Source organism: Microvirga sp. TS319, from assembly GCF_041276405.1.
In the GTDB taxonomy this organism is placed as follows: domain Bacteria; phylum Pseudomonadota; class Alphaproteobacteria; order Rhizobiales; family Beijerinckiaceae; genus Microvirga.
The window spans coordinates 574,814-595,814 of sequence record NZ_JBGGGT010000001.1 but is presented as its reverse complement, the minus strand read 5'-3'; the positions used below and the strand labels follow the sequence as shown (position 1 = coordinate 595,814).

The following is a 21,001-nucleotide window of genomic DNA, read 5'->3' as shown; positions in this document are numbered from 1 at the left end:
AAAGCTTTGGTTTACTTTTCGTAAATGGCTCATCATGGCGCGTCTTTCGCAATGATGAAGCAAATGGCAGTACGGGACATCGACATTGTGGCCGAGCTACTCGCGAGGATCGGGGGATCCTGGCATCCGGAGAGGCCGCGCCCTGCACCGAACGGGATTTCCAGCCGCCACCGCGACGTGGCGCGTCTCATCCTCGCTGAGCTTCGCCGGAGGGACGCGGCGCGCAACGAGGCTTTGGGCCCGACCCCGGAGCCGACCGGGCAGGACGTGACGCCGGGCGCCACTGACGGGGTCGAGATCCCTGTTGGCGCCGTGGTTGCCTATTGCCCTCCGGGTGATACGCGGACGATCACCTGCACGGTCGAGAAGATCGAGCGCGGCCGCGCGTACCTTGTTCCGGTGCGCCGCGAGATCGGGTGGATCTCCACAAACACGTTCCAGCCGCTACCGTCTCAAACCGGCCGTCCGAAAACGACCTCTTGGCCAAGGACAGGCCAGGCCCTGCCGTATCGGGATGGTGGAGCATCGCTCTCGCTCAACGCGCCCCTTGCATCGAGCGGCACGGAACGCCAATCAGTCGCTCCAGCGGCAAGGGTGGCCACCGCCCTGTCGAATCCAGGCCGGGAGCCTGCGGGCACGCCAGTCCAGGCACGGCTTCCGCAAGAAAACTCGACCCCTCCTGTGGCGCCCCCCGAGAAACCGCCGCAAAAGGCAAGTGCACCCGCGCAGGTACTCCCTGTCAAAGCCCCGGATGCTCCGTCCAAGCCGGCGAAGGGTGGGACAGCGGCAACGAAAGTTCAGAATTTTTTCGACTCGTCCGGCCAATGGGTCGCCTTCCGCCTCCATCGCAACGACCGGTATCTGTTCAATACGAAGGGGAAATGGATCGGCTGGTTCCCGTGGAAGGACGGCGAGGTCGTCGACATCCACGGCCGCTACCTCGGAACGGTGCTGGACACAGACCGGCTATACCGGAAGAAATCGTCCCCGCCGAGCGGGCGCAAAGCCGGTTTCGTGTTGCCCCCCGGTGATCCGGGCTATGCGGGCTACGCGGAACGCGTGGCCTTTTGCAATCCGCCATACGGGTATCAGGACATCGACTGGGAGAGTCTTCCTGTCGGCCGGCATGGCCGGTTGAAGAGCACCCGCCTGGCGGTGCCTGCCGGGGCCGGCTACGTGCACCGTTTCCTGTTGATGATCGGCCTGACCGGTTTGTTGAGCCGGATCGCGCGCGCGATGCAGGGTACCGATGCGAGGTGAGACGCGCCCCATCATGGCAGGCATTCGTCTGCCGTCGACGAGATTATCGAAACCATCCCGACCGCGGGCATGCTGAAAAGGGTGATGGAAATGGCTGAAGATCAGGTCGAGATCGTGGCTGATCTCCTCGCGAGGATCGGGGGCTCCTGGTACCCCGATCGCACCCGTACTGCGCTCAGAGTCGTGAGCGACCGCCATCGCGAGGTAGCTCGCCTCGTGTTCGAGACCCTCGGCCGCCCCACGGATGCGACACAGGAAGAGCAAACGGCCTCAGGGCGCGGGGCTGCCGCCGCGAGCTTCAATTTTGCCAAGGACGACCAGTTATATGTTGGTGCAACGGTGATCTATCGGCCTGTCGGCGAGAAGAGGGCGATCACGTGCCAAGTCGAGAAAACGGACTCTGGCCGCGTCTTTCTTGTCCCTGTCGATCAGGACGTGGGCTGGGTGCCGATGCGCACGATCCGGCTTCTGACGCCCGGCATGGATGAATGACGACGATGTCCCTGTGCCGACTTCAAGATCGGCTTGGCTCCAGGCTGCCCCGACTGATCCTGCGTTCCTCAGCCTGCCGGGCCAGCGGCAGCGCATGCCAGGGGGCGATCATCGCTTTGCGGGCGGCCATGCTCTGGCTTTGGCGAGCGCGTACTCTAAAAAACCGTTGGCCAGGATGAGTTCGCCGAATTTGGCATGCAGCGTCTGCACGTTTACCAGTGGGTTTGCGGCTGAAGCCTTCTCGGCCCGAATACGCCGGCAGCTCCGTCGAGGAGTTGGGCCTTCCACTGGGCGACCTAGCCGGGATCGACAACGAACTGTTGGGCCAACGCGGCCAGGGTCTTCTCGCCCTTCACAGCGGCCATGGCAACTTTGGCCTTTAAGGCCAAAGAGTGCTTCTAGCAGGGTTTCTTGCTCATCGTTTTTCCAGTTCGACAGACATATTGGCCGCAGCCGAGTAGAAGATCCACTTATCCCACTGTCCAAATCTCCCAAGCCGGCTCTCGGATCACTGGTGCGGAAAGAACACGCTCCTCACCAAATGCTCATAGGCGGTATTTTATCCTTGCACTCCCACAGGCGGCCCTCCGATAAAGCTCATAAAACTGAGCGAATCGATGCTTCCGATCATTGTTGCTTTAGCGATTGCCGGGCTGACTGCATGCTTTGCCGCGGCGTTCATTCTGGGCACCAATAGGATCGTGGAGAAGGGACAGTCGAGGCGCCGCAAGCAACAACAGGCAGCGCGGAAATAGGGCACCGGATCAACGGCGCATGGGCAAGCACTACTTAGGGGCCTCATATTGACGAGAATTCTGCTACTTCAAGGACCAGTGGGGGGCTTCTTCACGTTCCTCGCCGGCGCCTTGGAGCAACGTGGCATGGAGGTCCGACGGATCGTCTTCAACGGTGGCGATCGCTTGTTTGCCAGCGGCGCAAGCGTCATTCGCTACCGAGACAGCCCAGAGGTGTGGCCAGCGTTTTTCAGTGCCCAACTGCAAGAATGGCGTCCGGATGCAGTGCTCCTCTTTGGCGATGAACGCCCGATCCACAGGGTTGCGCGAGAGGTCGCGCGCGCTCGTCAGGTTCCGGTTTGGTGCTTTGAAGAAGGCTATATACGTCCGAACTATGTAACCTGCGAGTTGTATGGTAACAATGCCAACTCGCCGCTACCACGCACGCCGGATGCGCTCCAGCGAACAGCACCGCCCTCTCCTGCGGCGCCTCCGCTCAGATCTCAGTTCTCGGCTATGGCGCTATCCGCCACAGCTTACTACCTCGCAGCCGTCCTAAAGCGTAGGCACTATCCGTTTTACCTGCACCATCGAGATCGATCCCTCACGAGTGAAGCTCGGTACTGGACTCGATCTTTTGCCCGCAAGGTCCTGGCGACGCCCATTGATCGCAAGGCTATTCGGCGACTAACAGGTACGTCCCGCCCCGAGTTCTTCCTGGTTGCCCTCCAAGTCCACGACGACCTGCAACTTCTCCGGCATGGCCGCGGCTGGTCCGTCAAGAGCTTCATTATACAGACGCTCGCATCGTTTGCAGCGCATGCACACCCAACGCATCAGTTGGTCTTTAAGGTTCATCCGCTGGATCGTGGGCACACCCACTACGCAAAACTCGTGCACAGGCATGCTGAGCGCTATGGCGTTACCGATCGCGTTCAGGTTCTGCAGTCTGGAGTCTTGGGACCTCTTGTAAGAGCCTCAAAGGGTTTAGTGACCATCAATAGCACCTCCGGTGTGGCTGCTATCACGGCCGGTGTCCCTGTCCTCGTCATGGGCAACACCTTCTATCGCGTGGAAGGGCTGGCCTGCATTGGCTCGACAATTGAGGATATAAACCGGTTTTGGCGCACCCCCACCCCACCGGATCCAGAGATCGCCCAGGCTTTCCTAAGGCATCTCGTGGGATCCTCGCTCCTGCCAGGCAGCTTTTATGATCGCGCAACGTGGCCATCCTTGGCCGATGCTGTGTTTCAACGCATTAGCCCGCTGCTTCGGGTCCTATCCCCGGTTGGACGAAGCCCTACCCTAGACCGATCCGCCAGCCCAGTCAGGCGAGGAGGCGTCCCCGTTTGACTTGACCGCTCTGCCGGCGAAGGACCTCCCCCTGCCGCAAGCAGCCCGTCGCTGGAGTTTGCGCCAGAGCGCGCCAGTCTATTGGGGCTAAGGTATGCACATGAACACCGGTGATGGATGTCGATACTTCCCGAAGCACTTTTGACATCTGTGTAGGGCATACGGTGTGCCCCCCTGGTGTCGGGCACCGAGGCTGGTTTGAGCCACCCAGAGTCCTCGAGATGGCGGTCCGTTTTCGTCTTGAACAACATCCTTGTCCTGGCCCAACCCTGCTCGATCACATTGAACTCGGCAAAAATTGCGGCAGGAACATCTAGCTCGGCCACTGCTCGTTAGACGAAACGTTGCGCCGTATGCTCGAACAGCGATCCGCATCCGCGCGATGGCGCAACATCATTCTTGATAGCCAACTGGCAGCACCTCAAGAGACATGCATTCCGACCGGATCAACCCCCACCGGGTGGTGTGGGTTGATGTAGCCCTCTTCCACGCTGGACAGCGCCAATGTGAAACCGAGGTAAGCCGCCCTGAAGGCTGTGGGCGATCCTACTATGCATGCTATCGGCACACCCGCGGGGTAGGCAGAGTTTGGACCGGACCTGCGGACACACAACCAATAGCCCCAGAGCCTAAGCCGACCAAAATCCCCTTAAAGGGGAAGCAGCGGATACAATCCATGTCGTGTTTGCTCAAGGCGGACCTGCAGCCGTGCCATGATCCGCTGCCGCTGAGCGGCGTCACGCGCAAGTTCACATATGGCATTGACCCATGCGGCCTGGTTTAGCGAAAGGCAAGGCGCCACATCCCGATACGCTGCGTAGGGTGCGGCGTCGGATAGAATAGGCACAGCTCCCAGGCGGGCCGCATCGATCAGTTTCGTCGACGAGCGGACCTCGTTGATAGGCGCAGGGAGCAGCGGCACAAGGAGAATATCAGCCTGGTCGTGCGCCGTTTCGGCACGATAGACCGGCCATGGCGTCGGCTTGCGCACAACGACATTGGGCATCTCCTGCCAAGGACCCGCCAAGGACCGGTCGGCAACGATCTCGAAAACCGCCTGCGGCAGGGCCGCGCGAAGCTGCGGCACCAGAGACAAGAGCCACTCATGCTCACGGCGGTGAACGGCTGTCGCATGGAATGCGATCCGGAGAGGCCCGGTTGGGCAGTGCGTCCCGCGCGCGAAGTCCTGCTCTCCTGCAACCGGCAACAGGGCCTCCGCTTTCAGGGCGCTCAATCGGTCGGCAAGACACCAACTGCCAGCCCAGACGTGAGTCCAGACCCGCCCCAAGGCCTGTTGCGGCCGAAGCCCAAGTCGCCAAACCTTCCAGCGGTACCGAAGAGGCACGGTGCTGTCACGAACAAGGGCCTCATAGTCGTCATCGACGAAGTAACCGCACCCGATTAGGCGTGCATGGTTCCGCTCGACATAGCGCCGCCAATAGGCAGGCACATAGCGACAAAAGAGAAGATAGGTTTCACTTGGGTCAACGTCCCGGAACACGTCGCCGGGCGGGGTCGCTCCGTCGACAACCCGCACATTCCAATCCCGCTGGATCGCCAGGCGCGGGGCGAGAAAGTAATCGAATGACGGGTTCTCGCCAGCCCGAACGGCGATCAAAGTACGGCGGCCCGCGGCACCAACCGTACTTGCTGAGTAAGAATTTGGAATAAGTGACAATCGACCGCCTGCTGGAGCGCTAGGGCCTAGTTGGTCACGGCGCTTTCGATCGAAACCGCGCCACGTGCCACGGCCATTCCTTGGGCGATTGGCGCGATGAGCTTGGCCCACTCGTAACTTGGCGCCGTTGTGACGTAGATCGTATCATCTGGACGGATGGCAAACTGCTGGGCTGCGAAAATCGCGTCAGGCCGTGACATATCCAGACGGAACACGATCGGACCAGGCAATCCCCGGCTCGCCCCTCCGCGCTGCCCCGCTGCATTATCTAACCGGAATACAAAGACGCCCCGCCGATCCGCCGCATTATCGGCCAACCCGCCGACCTGAGACAGAGCTTCAAGTAGGGTTGGCTCGGGCTTCTGGAACTCACTGAGGCCAGTGCGACGGACAGCCCCCAGAGCATTGAAGGTCTTGACGTTGGCCTCTACGACGATCTCATCGCCTTTTGAAATCGGTCCATTCCGACCGGCCAGGACGTCGGCGAGGGACACCCGCGCAACGGAGCGCCCCCGGCGGATCACCACATCCGTGTGGTGGGGCGGGCGCAGCGGTCCGCCCGCACGGTTGATCACATCGATTAAGCTGTTGGGACCATCGAGGAGGGACACGCGACCGGGCTGGCGCACCTCCCCTGAAACGAGAACGTTGTTCGACTTGTTTGCGACCAACTCCACATACACTTCCGGCTCAAACGCCGCAGCTTTCACCTTCTCCCGCAGCAGGTCGGCGACATCGGCGGTATCAAGGCCCTTCACCATCACCTGACCGGCATAGGGCAGCGTGATATGGCCTGTGTCATCCACGCGCACCGCCGAGAACACGGTTCCGCCGACTGACAGCGGCGCGAATACATTGCCTTCACGGGTCTCTGCGACGGCGACGCGGATGACATCCCCGGGCGAGAGGCTGACGCGGGCCGGCGCCAAAACCCGTGCGGAATTAGGCCTGTCTACTTTCGGTTGTGTCGCATACTGGGCGACAGTTGCGGCGGTGAGATCCACCAGGGTGAAGCCATAGGTTTGCTCTGATGTCTCAGAGGAAACATCGCGCATCACAGGACCAGAACCAGGCAGCGATTCGCATCCTGCGGCCAGCAAAGCCACCATCATGATAGTGGATGCGCGCATGGTGATGCCTCGACCAACCGCGTTCCAATAAACCTTCAAGCTCATTCGCCCCAGCATCCCGGGAGCCCGCCGGTTCACAAGAGATCCATCCCTCGACCAGTCGGCCACCAGGCCCCTTCCTATGATTCAGAACCCAATAGCAGACGCTGACCGGCTCTGCAGCAGGCCAAGACCGGATTTGCCAATCGTGGTAAAGCAATGTGATGTTTTCGCAACGGCCGCGAGACGGGCCGGGTGCAGTGATGCTCCCCAACCGTGATCGGTGAGCCAAACCGCAGAACTCGTTGTTGCCAAACTATTTAGAACTCTCGCCAGCCTCTTTGGCGTCCCCGCCCAGATCCACCACGTCGGTGGGCTTTTCCAGCACGCAAAGGGACTGCCCGAGCCAGATATGCCCGCTCATTGTTGTTCCATCAAGCCGGCGCACAGGCTCATCGAGTTTGATGGTCGGCTCATCGCCTCCCCGCATGACAATGACTGTCAGTCCCAACTCTGCAGCAAAGAACTCAATCGCATTGCGTTCGATAAAGACGTTGAGATGCCTCATCTCATCGAAATGCTGAAAGGTATGCCGGAATATGTCGTGATGGGCCGCACACGCGTATTCCAGGAACGAGAAGACAATCCGCCCGCCGGGTCGCAGGACGCGCTTGGCCTCGCTTAGGTACTGAAAGGTCTGCTCGTGCAGGAGATGGGTGAAGACGGAGAAGAAGGCCACCATATCGGCGGAAGTGTCTGAGGCCGGGATCTCAGTATTTTGCACCTCGGCAAAACGGAAGTGCCGAGGATAGGCCTCCGTGCAGTACTCGATCACCTCCGGAACTACGTCAGTTCCCAGATACTGCAGGTGAGGCCACTGCACGAGATAGCGGGCCAAGCGACCGGATCCGCATCCCACATCTACGAGACTTGCATCCGGCTTCAGCCCAAAATGTTGAATAATCGCAAATTCCGCAGAGCCAACCCGGTCGAAATCCTGGTCGCCGCCCACAAACATTCGGCGTGCCACATCGGGCTTGAACGCACCGATCAGGTCCTGAAAAAACTTCTGGTACGCCCGTTTTGGGTTCAGATCTGGCATGTAGTTACATCATTCATCGAATATTTGGGAGCGGAGGTTCTATCCTCATCCTGCAAATCACAGCAAGGGAATTTGGAACGTCCTCATGCTCCTGCAATTCTGGAGAATTGAAGTCTTGGCGCTTCTTGGGAACTTCGACCGGCGAACACCCTACAAGTGATCATCATCGATATACTGTAACTTTAACTGTGGCGGGTAATTTGCTTGCGTGGCCTATCACGTTTGAGGCTGCGGTGTTGTTGACGCTGGCGGGAGAGATGATGGCCTGAGGCAGCCTACCGGCTTGCGACTCCGTAGAATGGCTTCAGCGAAAACCGATGGCAGCTTAGTTCGCTTTAGCCACAGGGCTCCAAACCTAGCTTACGCAAGCCCTGCCCGCAGCAGATCATGAATATGAACGATCCCAATAGGTTTGCCATCCACAACGATGAACAATGCCGTGATCCGCTCGCAGTTCATGATCTCCAGAGCACGGCTCCCGAGTGCCTCCGACGAGACTGTTAAGGGTGCACGCGTCATCACAGCCTCGACCGTCCTCTCGAGAAGACCATCCATGTTCCAGCGGGGATCACCGCCCGTCACGATGCTTGAAAGGGTCCCATCAGATGTGATGACGCCGGCACAGCCAAATCGGCAACTGGTCATCGCAATGATGACATCAGACATGGGCAGATCCTCCGTTACCACAGGTACCTCATCCCCAACATGCATTAGGTCTTTGACCTTCAAAAGACGGGCACCCAGCATTCCGCCAGGGTGAAACTCCCGGAAGTTCGAGGCCTGGAATCCTCAGCCTGCGATCACCGCCATAGCGATGGCGTCACCAAGCGCCAGTTGCAGGATGGTTGAGGTCGTGGGCGCAAGACCGTGCGGGCAAGCCTCCTCAATCCGTGGGAGCGCAAGAACGATGTCGGCTGCCCGGCCGAGGGTGTTTTCGGCGCGCGAGGTGACGGCAATGAGACCGACCGCGAAGCGGCGCGAAGAATGAATCAGGTTGCCCAGTTCGCTTGTTTCGCCCGACCAGGACAGCGCGATGATGACACCGTCAGGCGTGATCATCCCGAGATCACCGTGGCTCGCCTCACCGTGATGAACGAAGAAGGCGCGTGTACCTGTCGAGGCTAAAGTCGCAGCAACCTTGCGGCCAATATGTCCGCTTTTCCGCATGCCGGACACGATCACCCGCCCTTTCGCCTGCAGAATCCGCTCGACAGCGGCGCAGAAGGCGGGAGTAAGTTCACCTTATAGGGCCGTTGAGAGACTTGCCAGACCTGCGGCCCGCACCGTGACGCTCCGGATGCCCTTCTCCAGAATTGCTGCCTTGTCTGGTGCGGGAGCAGCATTCGATGTCCTCGTAACATGGATGTTCATCAGATTTTCCGGATTATCTGGTTCATTGCCATGACCGGTCGAAGCGTTCCCTCGATGGCCTGACAGGCTGCCATAAGATCATCACGTGTATCCATATCGAGAGATCCATCGCCCGCCTCTATGGCGCGACGCCGCATCTCCGCGTGGAGCGCTCTCACTCCGTGACGGGTATGATCGCCTAAGGCACCTGGGCTGCGCAAACGCATTCGGCAGCAGAGACGAGCCTCATGCTCTCCGCGCAAGGATCGCACGAGCATCCTCCATCTTCGGGTCCCCCTTGCCGAGCGTCAGACCAACAAGATCGTAAAGCTTTTGGTCAAAGATTGTCAGCTTCTTGAGAGCATCGGATCCCGCAAGGATGGCTGCCCGAGTGGACAGGGCAGGATGGCCGGCCCCGTCAGGTAGATCGGTATCATCGATACCAAACGAGTCGCGGAGCAGGTCAATGAACTGCTCGGGCTGCTCCGTCGTTCCAATCGCCGAAAAACGGCTCAACAGGCGTAGCGCCTGAACGAGATGCGCCTCGTCGATCATGTAATGGGGGGCGGCGCTCGAAAGCTGCCGCACCACCGGGTCGCTTAGAAGCAGGCGGTCCTGCTCGCTTAGGTTCTCATACCAGTGCGCGAGCGCCTCTGGCTGGGATAAATCGGCCTTCATAAGACTGGCCGTTAGAGGACCGTACAGACTGCCCGTCAGGAAAGTCGCGCCGTGCTCTGGGTGGACGGCGATCTCGCACATCCGGTCCAAGCGCTGGGCCAAGGCCTCAGCCGGAGGGCTGAACTGGGTCACAAGGCGAAAGCGGTCCTGATCCGCCACCTGCAAAGCCTCGTCACCCTTCAAAGTGCCGGCGATTAGGATTGAATCGGTGAACCGGATGTCGAACATATAAGTCCGCGTGTTCCGATCGATTCGTTCGGCCTGACTGTAGCCCAGCTGAAAGCGGGTTTTCAGGTCCTCCACCAATGGGTTGGGATAGGACGCCGGGAAGGTCAAAAATAGGACCTGCCCTTTGATGAACGAGCGGTCCGGGACGAACCGATACAGCAGCAGACGGGTTCGCTCTTCAAAAATGGCTGTAACCGGCGTTTTGGCCGCTCGTGCCATCATGCGCGCATCCAGCCTGAAGCCGCACAGGCCGGTCGCGTGAGCCCCTACGGCCTTTACGTCGGGCCGGCTGACATTGCACTCTAAGGGGGTCCAATTGCCCGGGTGAAAGTAGAGCAGTAATCGCGGCGTCTCCACCGGATCATTGGTCACAAGCCAGCCCGAGGCTCCCTTCGAGTTGAACCGTTCAATATTCCAAATCATGCTACTCTAGTCGGTTGACCGGAACTCTTCACGTGTGAGCCGTCGGGCGGCCCCTGCCTTGACATCCTATACCGCCGCTACGCCAGCGCGTGCCCTCGACGGACCGCGCAAACCCGGTTAGCTTACAGCATATGATCTCGCACCCCGGCTACGATAAGAAGGCCGATGCCCCACAGCATCGCTGCGCCAAGGAAGCTGAGGAAGATGGACAGCACACGCCGTGGGTACTTTTCCGCCTCGGCGAGAGTCGGTTGCACAAAGGGCACCAGGAACAGGTGCTGGCGCGCGGCTTCCGCGCGCGCCTTTTCCAAATTAGCCAGTGACATCTCGTAGGCCTTTTGCGCAAAGCCTTGCTGGGTTTGCAACTCCTCAAACCGCATCGCCACCTGAGACAGGGCTGGATCGGTCTGCTGTCTCTGCGACGTTAGGCGGGCTTGAAGCTCAGCAATCTGCGAGTTGACGGTTTCCACCCGCGCCTGCAGGTTGCGAACAATCGGTGCATTCGCGCCCTGCGTGGTGCGCCGGGTGGAAAGCTCCTGCTCCATCTTGAGCTTCTCATCCTGCAGGCGAGCGATGGCGGCGATTGTCACCTCGGCAGTCTTCATGGGGTCGAGGATCCCAATCTTGTCCCGGTAGGCACCTACCTCGGTTCGCACCTGGGTCAGGTTCTGCTCCGCGCGCTTCAGCTCGCCTTCGGCGAATCGAACGGCATCCGAACGCGCTCGCGATGACATCTCATTGACCAAGTCTTCGCTAAAACGCACGACCTCAGCGGCAATGGACTTGGCGTCTTCAGGAGAAAAGGCCCGCACTTCAACCGTGAGAACCCCAGCTACGGGATCAACGCCGGCACCAACCATCTTTTGCCAATAGAGAACAACATCATCCTTTGTCGCGTCAGCCGGCAGCCGCGAGAACCGGTCAATCTCTTCCCGCGAGTACATCGCTCGTAAGTTCAGGCGCTGATCAAGTTCATCAACGACTTTCGGACTATGGAGATAGTTAAGCACGAGGTAGAGATCACTCGTGCTTGATCCCAGATGGGGCAACCCCGTGATAGCGCCCAGAAGATCCTGTCCCTTGCCGCTCTCAAAGCTGCGGATCGACATCCGCACCTCAGACACATACTGGCTCGAGGCAACAACCGAAAAGTAGATCGCGGCGAGAAGGGTCGGGATCACCACACAGAGGACGGCGGACACGGCCAAGGGCGACCGGAACCGCCGCTTCGGCCAGGCACGGCTGGAGCGCCACGCCCCCTCTTGCAGCACCTGCACTCCGCGCTGGGTCGAGCGTCGGACGAAGTTACCCCGGTGCTCCACGACACTGGCAACCTGCTCGAAAAACTGTGCGGCAGTGCGCGAGCGGGCCACGAGGTCTCCGGATCCCGAAGCCGGCTTCGGAACTGACGTTTCGTTGGTCTCAGACACGGTTTTCTGCCCCTCGGCGTTGGCGCTCATTCGACCAACGCTGCGTGGTAAATCTTTGAAGCCTCTTGTACCGAATCATACAAGTGGAGCTTGCCGCCCGCGAGAATCGCGCCAGCATCACAATATTGCTGAACCGTTGAGATACTGTGCGACACCATGATGATACTCGAATTCTTGCGTCGGTCCCGGAATGCCTCGGCACACCGCTTCTGAAACCGATAATCGCCGACAGCCGTGATTTCATCAACGAGATAACATTCAAACTCGATCGCCATGCTGAGGCCGAACGCAAGGCGAGCCTTCATGCCGGACGAATAGGTTCCAACGGGCATGTCCAGATACTCGTCCAATTCGGCAAAGTCCTCCACAAACCGGATCACCCGTTGCACATCCTCCCCATAGATCCTGGCGACGAAGGCGACGTTTTCTCGCCCGGTGAGGCTGCCGTGAAATCCTCCGGCAAACCCCAGTGGCCATGACACTCGAACGGTCCGACGCACCCGCCCCCGGTCGGGACGCTCTGTCCCCGCAATGATCCGCAGCAAAGTCGACTTCCCCGCTCCGTTCGGCCCCAAGATGCCGTAGCTCACACCCGCCGTGAGCATGACAGACAAGTCCGACAGCACGATCTTGCGACCCACTGGCGTCCGATAGGCCTTTGTGACTCCCTGGAACTCGATCACTGTGTCGCTCTCCCCCGACACACCACCCGCTCCAAGACGAGCCCAACGAGGAGAAGACTCACCCCCCAGCCGATGAAATACCCCTTGTCAAGGGTCGCGGCACCATAGTTGGCATAGAAGCCGCTACGAAACCACTCCACGCCATGAAGAAGCGGATTCCAGACAATCACGTCGCGAAAGGCGACCGGCAAGGTGTCGGGGACGTAGAAAATGCCGGTGCAAAAATACAACGGCAGCAGCAGGAGCGCCTGGATTCTGTCCCAAGCCGGAAAAACGGAATAAATGGCCATGCTGGTGAGGCCAAAGCCGATCCCATAAAGCGCCGTTGCTGCGAGAGCCCCGGCTAGATTCGCCGGCTCTTCTGGGATCAGGCCGAGGCCGAGAAGGGCGAGCCCTGCGAGCACTAACATTCCGATCAAGCAGATCGTCAGGATTTCGAGAAGGGCTCGCGCTGCAACGGCGTCCAAGATCTTCACGATTGGAAACGTAAAGAGGGTCTGATTGGACACGATGGCCGTCATCAGGCGGGTGACAAGGTTCATAAACAGAAGATAAGGGATCAGGCCAGTTGCAAGAAAGAGCTGAATGCTGGGACCAACCGGAACTGCACGCTGCATTGAGGCCAAGACTACCGTCAGAATGCTGATGTGTCCGATCGGCTGCACCAAAGCCCACAGATATCCTGCCCGTGACCGCCCAAACCGTGTTCGCATCTCGCGCAACACCAGAGCCCCGACGACCCGGAACTGGACCTGCAAAAGAGACGCGTTAGTCATGTTAAGCTAAGAATGTTCTGCCAATCGGGTAATCGCAACCGGCTGCGATCCGCAGGGTATAGCAGGCGATCAGATCGCAACATAATTTCTCTGACATGCCTATCGGACTTCCATAAACCCTTGCTGTGCCTTTCAGCACTACTTCTCAGGTGCCCGAAGTGCAAGACCGCTCCGGCAGGTGTGACAAAAAGCCTATACCTATCAGCGTAATGAGGGCTTTCCAGCCGCAGAGGACTATGAGACGGACGCGTTGGTTCAAGACAGCACCAGCCGACACGTCGCGTTTGTTTCTAGTTGCGCGCAGGCTTTGATGTATGCCATGCGAGGGCCGAGCGTCCAAGTCAATTCTGAAGCATTCACGCGACAAAACAAGGCTTGTGTCAGCTTCGGGCCACAGGGAACGCTCCGCATCATCAGGCAATCGACTGGTCGACAACTCACTATGCTTCTTCAACACACAATTCCCACTATGATGGGGCTCGACCAGGATTTGGTTCAAGAACACTCGGGCTGGCTCCGGGTCAACGGGGCAGCGCCCTGGATGACGCTGGCCCACAGTGCGGCCGGGCTCAAGCCTGGCTGGTTTGCACTGTCCCTCAACGGTATCGAAGCCGCATTAGCCCTTCATCCTGTGCTCCAGGCCTGGCATGACCCTGCCGGACAGGATGTCGTTGACTATCCGGCTTCCTCGGTACGCTCGGGCGAGTTACGCATCGTGTTTCACACTGAGCGCCCTATTTACCGCCTCCGTCTGAACCCCAGCATCGAGCGCATCAGATTCCAAGTTGGATCATCCCGCCTGCGTCGGCTGTCCAAGTTCGGCCTGATCCTGGAGGCTGCGGCTCGCTCTCCCCGCTTGGCCACAGAGGCTATCACAGCCCGCATCACCGGCAAGAAGGTGCGAGCGCGCAACCGCCTCCGGCGTATCTTTGGACCGACGCGAGGCCAGGGCTACGGGGCATGGTTGTCGCAGCAGGTCCGCCCGTGGGCAGCCGAGGTCCCGTCTCTGCTGGCTCACAGCCAAACCTGGACCAACCCTCCGCGTTTTGCCCTCATCCTGGTTCTTGACACCGGGGAGGTTCCCAGTTCCGAGACGGTCCGCTGCTTCGCGGATCAAATCTATCCCCACTGCGAATGGATTATTGTTGGCGCCCCCTCGAGCCTACGGAGCCTAGCCGATGATCTGCACGAGGATCGGCCTATCAGACTGGTTGAAGCCTCTTCAGAGGCGAGTATGGGCGAACGCATCCGTGCCGGCCTGAATGCTACGGATTCAGCGTGGGCAATTCTCGCTCAAAACCATGACCTCATGCCCGCGGATAGCGTTCTTCGCCTGGCCTGTGCCGCCGTGGACCATCCCGACGTCCGGCTCATTTATGGTGACGATGACATAGTTGATGCCTCCGGTAACCGTCGTGCGCCACGCTTCAAGCCGAATTGGGACCGGGAGTTATTCCTCGCGACGGACTACTTGGGTCCTGGCACAGCAATTCGCATCGAGAATCTGAAGACGGCGGCTGCAGGTCCCGATACCCCCCTGCGCGATCAGGACCATGCCCGTCTCCGGATTACCGCTCACCTTGACGACGCAGCGATCTTCCACATTCCACGCCTCGTGTATCACAGGCGCGAAGCACTGCCCCATACACTGAGCGATCGGGCCCAGGCGGTTCAGGAAGCGCTCGCGTATCGTGGAGAAAAGGCCAACGTGAGCGTTAATGCCCAGGGTCATATCCGTGTGACCCGTCCTGTGCCCTCCCCAGCGCCTCTTGTCTCCGCTATTGTTTGCACCCGAGACCGGATGGATCTGCTGCGCCCCTGTATCGAGGGTCTGCGCTCCCGCACAGACTACGCGCCCCTCGAGATCCTTATTGCCGACAACGACAGCCGTGAACCCGAGACCCTGGCCTACTTTCGAGACCTGGCGGCGGACACGCGGGTTCGTATTCTCCCCTGCCCTGGCCCGTTCAACTTTGCGGCGATCAACAACAGAGCGGCGCGTATAGCACAGGGCAGCGTTCTCCTGTTTTTGAATAACGATATCGAAGTCATTACGCCGGAATGGCTCACAGAAATGGTCGCGCACGCCACGCGATCTGAGAGCGGAGCTGTCGGAGCCAAGCTCCTGTATCCCGACGGTCGCATTCAACACGGGGGCGTCGTGATTGGATTGAACGGACTGGCTGGGCACGCACACCGCTTCTACCCGGGCGATCATGCCGGCTACATGGGACGCCTTCAGGCAGTCCAGACCTTCAGCGCAGTCACGGCGGCATGTCTGGCGGTCGCGCGCGAAAAGTTTTTCGAAGTGGACGGCTTTGATGAGACGGCATTTCCGGTCGCGTTCAATGACGTCGACCTGTGCCTAAAACTTCTGTCGCAGGGCTACCGAAATCTCTGGACGCCCTATGCGGTCCTCGCCCATAAGGAGTCGGCCTCCCGGGTAAAGGACATGTCGCCCGAGCGACGCCATGCGTTTTCCAAAGAGTGCTTCAACCTGCGAAGTCGGTGGTCAGACCTGCTTGCTAACGACCGCTACTACAATCCCAATCTCACCCAGACCGATGAGGACTTTTCGCTTCGATGAAGCTCATAATCTGCCATGTTCCTGCCTCGGTCCGCATACCACAGGCTGCAGATCCCGTGTCCATGCGCCTGATCCGTCTACTGCACATTATCACGTTATAACGCTTATAACTTGATAATCCATATGTTCCAAGATGATCTCAGATGACTATCTGCCACCGAGTGGCCAACGATTAGCTGCAGCAACGAGCGGCCTGTGCTCGACCCCACATTTTCCGGCTTTCTTCAGCGCAGAGGCTTTGCTCCCACTTCGCGCTCGAGCCGACTGCACTGGGATTGTCGGATGGGGCCTTAAACGATCCTCTCAGCGAGCGAAGAAATTGGCTGCGCAACGAGGTCTTCCTTTCTGGCACCTGGAAGATGGCTTCCTGCGTTCAGTAGGGCTTGGGAAGTCCGGAGCCCCCACAGTCTCGATAGTTGTAGATGATCTCTCCATCTACTACCAAGCCGAGGTCCCATCCCGGCTGGAAACTCTTATTGCTGGCGGGAGTTCGGAAGAACTCCGCAGTGAAGCCGCCGCTCTGCGCGATCTTATACAGCGCGAACGCCTGACCAAGTACAATGCGAATCCCGATCGAGCCCTCAATTTAGGAAGCGGCGACAAACGGCCTCGCATTCTCCTTGTGGATCAAGTGCGCGGTGATCTCTCGGTTGCCGGAGCCCTGTCGGACTCGGATACGTTCGCACGCATGCTCCTGACAGCTCGGACTGAACGTCCCGGCGCACGTCTCATTGCGCGCATTCACCCAGACGTGCAGGCTGGCTATGCCCGTGGGTATCTCGCCGGCCTCGCTGCACGATACGGAATAGAGGTTCTCTCAGACGACGTGAGCCCCCATGCCGTGCTGGATGCCGTTGATGAGGTTTGGACAGTCTCAAGTCAACTCGGATTTGAAGCTCTCATGCGGGGCCTTCCTGTCACATGCTTTGGCGTTCCTTTCTACGCCGGATGGGGTGCAACCCAGGACCGAGCAGACAGTGAGAAGGCAACGCAAGTCTTAGTGCGAAGGAGATCAGCGGGATCTCGGGACATACTCGATATAACTGCCGCGGCCCTCTTGGTTTACACACGCTATGCAGACCCAATTCACCACCGGGCCCTAACTGCCTGGGAAGCGATTGACCGCCTCTTGGCTTGGCGCCGTCATGCCCTGGAACGCACAGGGACTTATATTTGCCACGGCTTTACCTTTTGGAAGCGGCCGGTCGCGAATCTCTATCTGGGTGGGCCATTCTCAACCATTCGGTTTGCAACCCGCTTTGCCCAACCGGAGCCAACGAACGCTAATGCAACAACCATCATTTGGGGAATGACGGATCGCGGCGTGCAAGAAACTGCAGCGCGGCATCGAGGCCAACGCGTTGTCCGTATGGAAGATGGTTTTGTCCGTTCGGTGGGCCTTGGATCAAGCTTCATCCTACCAGCGTCGGTCTGCCTCGATGACATCGGCCTGTACTTTGACGCCCGCCGTCCAAGCCGGCTTGAAGCTCTCATCATGGAAACTTCGTTCAACGACAATATCCTTCGGCGAGCTCGCAGAGTCCGCGAGAGACTCGTTCACAGTGGATTAACAAAATACAACCTGGGGTCGAACATCCCACCGAACCTACTCGAGTTCGCCGGCAAGCGGCCGATAGTGCTAGTTACAGGGCAGGTCGAAACAGATGCATCCATCACATATGGCGCTCAGACGGTCTGCACCAATCTAGCTTTGCTTCAGGCCGCGCGCCAAGCCGAGCCCGAGGCGTTTCTCGTATATAAAGAGCATCCAGATGTCGCCGCAGGGCACCGCCGGGGCAGAATTGATCGTAGGATAGCCTCAACGCTGGCAGACATCATTGTCGACCAAGGCGATATCAACGGATGGCTAAAGATCGCGAAGTCTGTCCATGTAATCACCTCGTTAACGGGTTTCGAGGCACTCCTTCGCGGTTGCTCAGTAACGTGCTGGGGTACTCCATTCTATGCAGGATGGGGGCTGACCGATGACAAGGCGGACACAACCACGAAACGCACGCGCCAGCTCACACTTGATGAACTCGTTGCAGCAGCTCTTATTCTTTATCCTCGCTACGCAGATCCAAGAAGCGGACTTCCATGTGAGATTGAGGATGTCCTAGACCTCCTGGAAAAAGGCCGTTCAGGTCCGTTGACTTATCCACTCGGAACTCCAATGGAGCGCCAAATGAAGAGAGCAGCTTCCTACCTGAGAGCCCAGACTCGTGCCATGTTCTCAAGCTAGCATTGAATGTCAGTAGCGCACTCCTCGTAGGCCTCCGAGAGCTACAGCTGTCCGCCGTCAGCACTCATGAGACAGATCGAGCGAGTTGAAGAAGGGAGAGTTTCTGGTTCATCGTAGCCCCTGAGGACATGACGATGAGACAGAAGCAGAGGCCGGAGAAAGAGCCGGCCGAGACGGTGGTCAAGGAGATCCGCCGCGCCACCCGCAAGCACTATTCCGCCGAGGAGAAGATCCGCATCGTGCTGGAAGGCCTGCGCGGCGCGGACAGCATCGCCGAACTCTGCCGGCGCGAGGGCATTCCGCCCAACGTGTACTACCGCTGGTCCAAGGAGTTCCTGGAGGCCGGCAAGAAGCGCCTGGCCGGTGACACCGCCCGGGAGGCCACCTCGGACGAGGTCAGGGGCCTGCGCCTGGAGGCGGCCGCCCTCAAGGAGGTGGTCGCCGATCTCACTCTCGAGAACCGTCTGCTCAAAAAAAGCATGCGCGGGGCTGGGGAGGACGGCGCATGAGGTACCCGGCTTCTGAGAAGATCGAGATCATCCGCTTGGTGGAGCAGTCCCATCTCTCCGTGCGTGAGACCCTGGCCAAGATCGGCATTCCACGGCCGACCTTCTACCGCTGGTACGATCTCTCCCAGACCGGCGGCCCTGAGGCCTTGGAGGATCGGCGCCCCCAGCCGAAGCGGGTCTGGAACCGCATCCCGGATCGGATACGCGAGCAGATCATCCAATTGGCTCTGGACGAGCCAGAGCTGTCGTCACGGGAGCTGGCGGTGCGCTTTACCGACCAGCACGGCTACTTTGTCTCCGAGGCCTCCGTCTACCGCCTGCCCAAAGCGCAGGACCTGATCGCCAGCCCAGCCTTCATCGTGATGAAGGCCTCTGACGAGTTCAAAGATAAGACCTCTGCGCCCAACCAGCTCTGGCAGACTGACTTCACGTACCTGAAGGTGATCGGCTGGGGCTGGTTTTATCTCTCGACCGTGCTCGACGCCTTCTCGCGCTATATCCTCGCCTGGAAGCTGTGCACTACCATGAAGGCCGAAGACGTCACTGACACCCTGGAGGTGGCGCTGCAAGCCTCTGGCCTTGAGCAGGTGGAGGCGGTGCACCGGCCCCGGCTGCTTGTCGGACAACGGCTCAAGCTACATCTCGTCGGACCTGGCCTCGTGGCTGGAGGGCAAGGGCATGAGCCATGTGCGTGGGGCGCCGTACCATCCCATGACGCAGGGCAAGATCGAGCGCTGGCATCAGACGCTCAAGAACCGCATTCTGCTGGAGAACTACTTCCTCCCCGGTGATCTGGAGGCGCAGATCGAGGCCTTTGTGGCGCACTACAATCACCAACGCTACCACGAGAGCCTGAGCAACCTGACGCCTGCCGACGTCTACTTCCAACGCGGAGCGGCCATTTTGATGGAGAGAGAAAGGATCAAACGCCAGACCATTCAAACCCGACGCTTGCAGCACCAGATGCAGGTCGCCTAATCTGAAACCAGATGGGCCAGAGTCTTCCTTAGTTCAGACCGCCCGCTGTCTCAAAAACTCTGACGATGGACACTACAGCTTACACAATCCCAACATTAAGAACCTATTATTGTATTGCTACGCGATCTAGAGCTCCCAGGCGCTTAGGATCGCGAGGAACCGCCGGATAGTTCCGTCACGTCAGACATGAAATCGAAGCCCTGCAGAAATCGCCCGTCCGGGGTTCGAAACTGTATACGGGGCCGTCTAGATCCTACAAGTGCGGCATCAGCCCCTTATCAGGGCAACCCTGCAACCGCTGAAACTGGTAGTCGAGTGAACTGGCAAGGAATTTCACATGTGGCGAGTTGCCAGGCAACACGGGGATGACAAGCAACCACCAAATAGGATATGCGACCACGAACCTCAACTGGCGAAGCTTTCGAGATGCCAAGCTTGCCTCTCAATTTAGAAAAGAAGTGCGTCTAGGGGGCATACACAAGAATGCAACATCTCACTTTAGCTGGTGCGCCCAGTCCTGTCATCCACCAGTTCGGTCATTTAGCCCGGGTGATCACCTCAAGTTCCGATCGTGCGGCCTTGTTCCGGGATAGAGGACATGAGCTTGCACAGAAACATATCTGGCCTTTGCTCGAGGGAATCGAGATCCTGTCGCTCGACGTATTCGACACGGCTCTTCTTAGAAACAAAAAGTCCGAAGCTCGTCGTTATTTCGAAATGGCAAAAGGCTTCGTCGCTTACCTACGCGACGCCGAACGGCTGCCTGACATCCAGGTTGCAGCAATCGACGTCTTGTTGGCACGGGCATTGGGGATGGGCGTAAGCTATCGCGCTCGTACACCGGTTCAGGGTTCCCGGGAAGGCAGCATTGACGATGTCAATGAGATTTGTGCGCGTATTCTTCGGTTGGATCAGGACACAAAATCTACCCTCCTAAAGATGGAAGTTGACTACGAGGTCGGAAACCTTGTCCCGAACGCCATGCTGCTCGAAATCTCTGAGCACTTTCGAGCCGCAGGAGGGAAAGTCATTCTGCTTAGTGACATGTATCTTCCTGCCCCCGCAATTGAGGAGATCGCAGAACGTGTGGCTGGGAAACGTTTTTTTGACCATGTCTTTTCTAGCTGTGATTTCGTTGTAAGTAAAAGATCAGGGCGAATTTTCAAAGAAGTGGAAGATGTACTTAAGGCTCAAAGTTCGCAGTTCTTGCACATTGGGGACTCCCTTCTTGGCGATGTAACCCGAGCAAGGCAAGCGGGCTGGCAAGCGCTCCATTTGCCAATCTCAAACACCGAAGTGACCGAGAGAGAGGAAGATCTTTTCCTCTTCCTCGAAGAGATGAGCGCTATGGGTATAGATGTAAGCCCTTGGGCAAAAGTGTGAAGTTTC

At 58.8% G+C, this 21,001-nt stretch carries 15 protein-coding genes and 2 pseudogenes; 7 read left to right on the top strand and 10 right to left on the bottom strand.

Annotation, left to right across the window (positions count from 1 at the left end):
• The first annotated feature begins 63 nt into the window (after window positions 1-63).
• Both AB8841_RS02715 and AB8841_RS02710 read left to right on the top strand, forming a co-directional pair.
• Window positions 64-1,260: a hypothetical protein gene (locus tag AB8841_RS02715; protein WP_370434326.1), complete on the top strand. Its 1,197-nt coding sequence runs from the start codon at window positions 64-66 to the stop codon at window positions 1,258-1,260.
• 90 nt (window positions 1,261-1,350) lie between these two features.
• Window positions 1,351-1,752, top strand: coding sequence for a hypothetical protein (locus AB8841_RS02710; protein ID WP_370434325.1), 402 nt, complete (start codon window positions 1,351-1,353; stop codon window positions 1,750-1,752).
• Window positions 1,753-1,792: 40 nt separating this feature from the next.
• Here the strand turns inward: AB8841_RS02710 and AB8841_RS02705 are convergent.
• Window positions 1,793-2,117, bottom strand: a pseudogene (locus tag AB8841_RS02705) (IS3 family transposase); the annotation flags it as partial.
• A gap of 516 nt (window positions 2,118-2,633) precedes the next feature.
• Here AB8841_RS02705 and AB8841_RS02700 point away from each other — a divergent pair.
• Window positions 2,634-3,839: a DUF6716 putative glycosyltransferase gene (locus AB8841_RS02700; protein WP_370435513.1), complete on the top strand. Its 1,206-nt coding sequence runs from the start codon at window positions 2,634-2,636 to the stop codon at window positions 3,837-3,839.
• Between the two features lie 649 nt (window positions 3,840-4,488).
• On the opposite strand, the gene AB8841_RS02695 is transcribed toward AB8841_RS02700, so the two are convergent.
• From AB8841_RS02695 to AB8841_RS02655, 9 genes are all read right to left on the bottom strand, one after another.
• Window positions 4,489-5,517 carry a hypothetical protein gene (locus AB8841_RS02695; protein ID WP_370434324.1) on the bottom strand — a complete coding sequence of 343 codons (1,029 nt, stop codon included), beginning with the start codon at window positions 5,515-5,517 and terminating at the stop codon, window positions 4,489-4,491.
• Window positions 5,518-5,543: 26 nt separating this feature from the next.
• Window positions 5,544-6,692, bottom strand: a complete 1,149-nt coding sequence (locus AB8841_RS02690) for a polysaccharide biosynthesis/export family protein (protein ID WP_370434323.1) — start codon at window positions 6,690-6,692, stop codon at window positions 5,544-5,546.
• 250 nt (window positions 6,693-6,942) lie between these two features.
• Window positions 6,943-7,728 (bottom strand): class I SAM-dependent methyltransferase, encoded by a 786-nt coding sequence (locus AB8841_RS02685; RefSeq protein WP_370434322.1) that lies wholly within the window; start codon window positions 7,726-7,728, stop codon window positions 6,943-6,945.
• Window positions 7,729-8,088: 360 nt separating this feature from the next.
• Complete coding sequence (locus AB8841_RS02680; protein ID WP_370434321.1) at window positions 8,089-8,394, bottom strand: CBS domain-containing protein; 306 nt, start codon at window positions 8,392-8,394, stop codon at window positions 8,089-8,091.
• A gap of 123 nt (window positions 8,395-8,517) precedes the next feature.
• Window positions 8,518-8,928 carry an SIS domain-containing protein gene (locus AB8841_RS02675; RefSeq protein WP_370435512.1) on the bottom strand — a complete coding sequence of 137 codons (411 nt, stop codon included), beginning with the start codon at window positions 8,926-8,928 and terminating at the stop codon, window positions 8,518-8,520.
• 396 nt (window positions 8,929-9,324) lie between these two features.
• Entirely contained in the window at window positions 9,325-10,407 is a 1,083-nt protein-coding gene (locus AB8841_RS02670) for a hypothetical protein (protein WP_370434320.1), read from the bottom strand.
• Window positions 10,408-10,529: 122 nt separating this feature from the next.
• On the bottom strand, window positions 10,530-11,867 hold the full coding sequence (locus tag AB8841_RS02665) for a hypothetical protein (protein WP_370434319.1): 1,338 nt from the start codon (window positions 11,865-11,867) through the stop codon (window positions 10,530-10,532).
• Entirely contained in the window at window positions 11,864-12,520 is a 657-nt protein-coding gene (locus tag AB8841_RS02660; RefSeq protein WP_370434318.1) for an ABC transporter ATP-binding protein, read from the bottom strand. Before AB8841_RS02660 ends, AB8841_RS02665 begins: the two co-directional genes overlap by 4 nt.
• Window positions 12,517-13,296 carry an ABC transporter permease gene (locus AB8841_RS02655; RefSeq protein ID WP_370434317.1) on the bottom strand — a complete coding sequence of 260 codons (780 nt, stop codon included), beginning with the start codon at window positions 13,294-13,296 and terminating at the stop codon, window positions 12,517-12,519. Before AB8841_RS02655 ends, AB8841_RS02660 begins: the two co-directional genes overlap by 4 nt.
• Before the next feature lie 469 nt (window positions 13,297-13,765).
• On the opposite strand from AB8841_RS02655, the gene AB8841_RS02650 reads away from it, so the two are divergent.
• From AB8841_RS02650 to AB8841_RS02635, 4 genes and pseudogenes are all read left to right on the top strand, one after another.
• On the top strand, window positions 13,766-15,883 hold the full coding sequence (locus tag AB8841_RS02650; protein WP_370434316.1) for a glycosyltransferase: 2,118 nt from the start codon (window positions 13,766-13,768) through the stop codon (window positions 15,881-15,883).
• Between the two features lie 133 nt (window positions 15,884-16,016).
• The gene (locus AB8841_RS02645) at window positions 16,017-18,125 is read left to right on the top strand and encodes a capsular polysaccharide biosynthesis protein (RefSeq protein ID WP_370434315.1); all 2,109 of its coding nucleotides are present in this window, start codon (window positions 16,017-16,019) and stop codon (window positions 18,123-18,125) included.
• A 134-nt stretch (window positions 18,126-18,259) separates the two neighbouring features.
• Window positions 18,260-19,612 (top strand): annotated as a pseudogene (locus AB8841_RS02640) (IS3 family transposase).
• Between the two features lie 483 nt (window positions 19,613-20,095).
• On the top strand, window positions 20,096-20,995 hold the full coding sequence (locus AB8841_RS02635) for an HAD family hydrolase (protein WP_370434314.1): 900 nt from the start codon (window positions 20,096-20,098) through the stop codon (window positions 20,993-20,995).
• Window positions 20,996-21,001: the final 6 nt, after the last annotated feature.

What these genes read in the sequence shown, in the direction of transcription:
- AB8841_RS02715 (WP_370434326.1), top strand. Translation starts at nt 64, where the DNA reads ATGGCAGTACGGGACATCGACATTGTGGCCGAGCTACTCGCGAGGATC.
- AB8841_RS02710 (WP_370434325.1), top strand. Translation starts at nt 1,351, where the DNA reads ATGGCTGAAGATCAGGTCGAGATCGTGGCTGATCTCCTCGCGAGGATC.
- AB8841_RS02700 (WP_370435513.1), top strand. Translation starts at nt 2,634, where the DNA reads ATGGAGGTCCGACGGATCGTCTTCAACGGTGGCGATCGCTTGTTTGCC.
- AB8841_RS02690 (WP_370434323.1), bottom strand. Translation starts at nt 6,692, where the DNA reads ATGAGCTTGAAGGTTTATTGGAACGCGGTTGGTCGAGGCATCACCATG.
- AB8841_RS02685 (WP_370434322.1), bottom strand. Translation starts at nt 7,728, where the DNA reads ATGCCAGATCTGAACCCAAAACGGGCGTACCAGAAGTTTTTTCAGGAC.
- AB8841_RS02680 (WP_370434321.1), bottom strand. Translation starts at nt 8,394, where the DNA reads ATGTCTGATGTCATCATTGCGATGACCAGTTGCCGATTTGGCTGTGCC.
- AB8841_RS02670 (WP_370434320.1), bottom strand. Translation starts at nt 10,407, where the DNA reads ATGATTTGGAATATTGAACGGTTCAACTCGAAGGGAGCCTCGGGCTGG.
- AB8841_RS02665 (WP_370434319.1), bottom strand. Translation starts at nt 11,867, where the DNA reads ATGAGCGCCAACGCCGAGGGGCAGAAAACCGTGTCTGAGACCAACGAA.
- AB8841_RS02655 (WP_370434317.1), bottom strand. Translation starts at nt 13,296, where the DNA reads ATGACTAACGCGTCTCTTTTGCAGGTCCAGTTCCGGGTCGTCGGGGCT.
- AB8841_RS02650 (WP_370434316.1), top strand. Translation starts at nt 13,766, where the DNA reads ATGATGGGGCTCGACCAGGATTTGGTTCAAGAACACTCGGGCTGGCTC.
- AB8841_RS02645 (WP_370434315.1), top strand. Translation starts at nt 16,017, where the DNA reads ATGATCTCAGATGACTATCTGCCACCGAGTGGCCAACGATTAGCTGCA.
- AB8841_RS02635 (WP_370434314.1), top strand. Translation starts at nt 20,096, where the DNA reads ATGCAACATCTCACTTTAGCTGGTGCGCCCAGTCCTGTCATCCACCAG.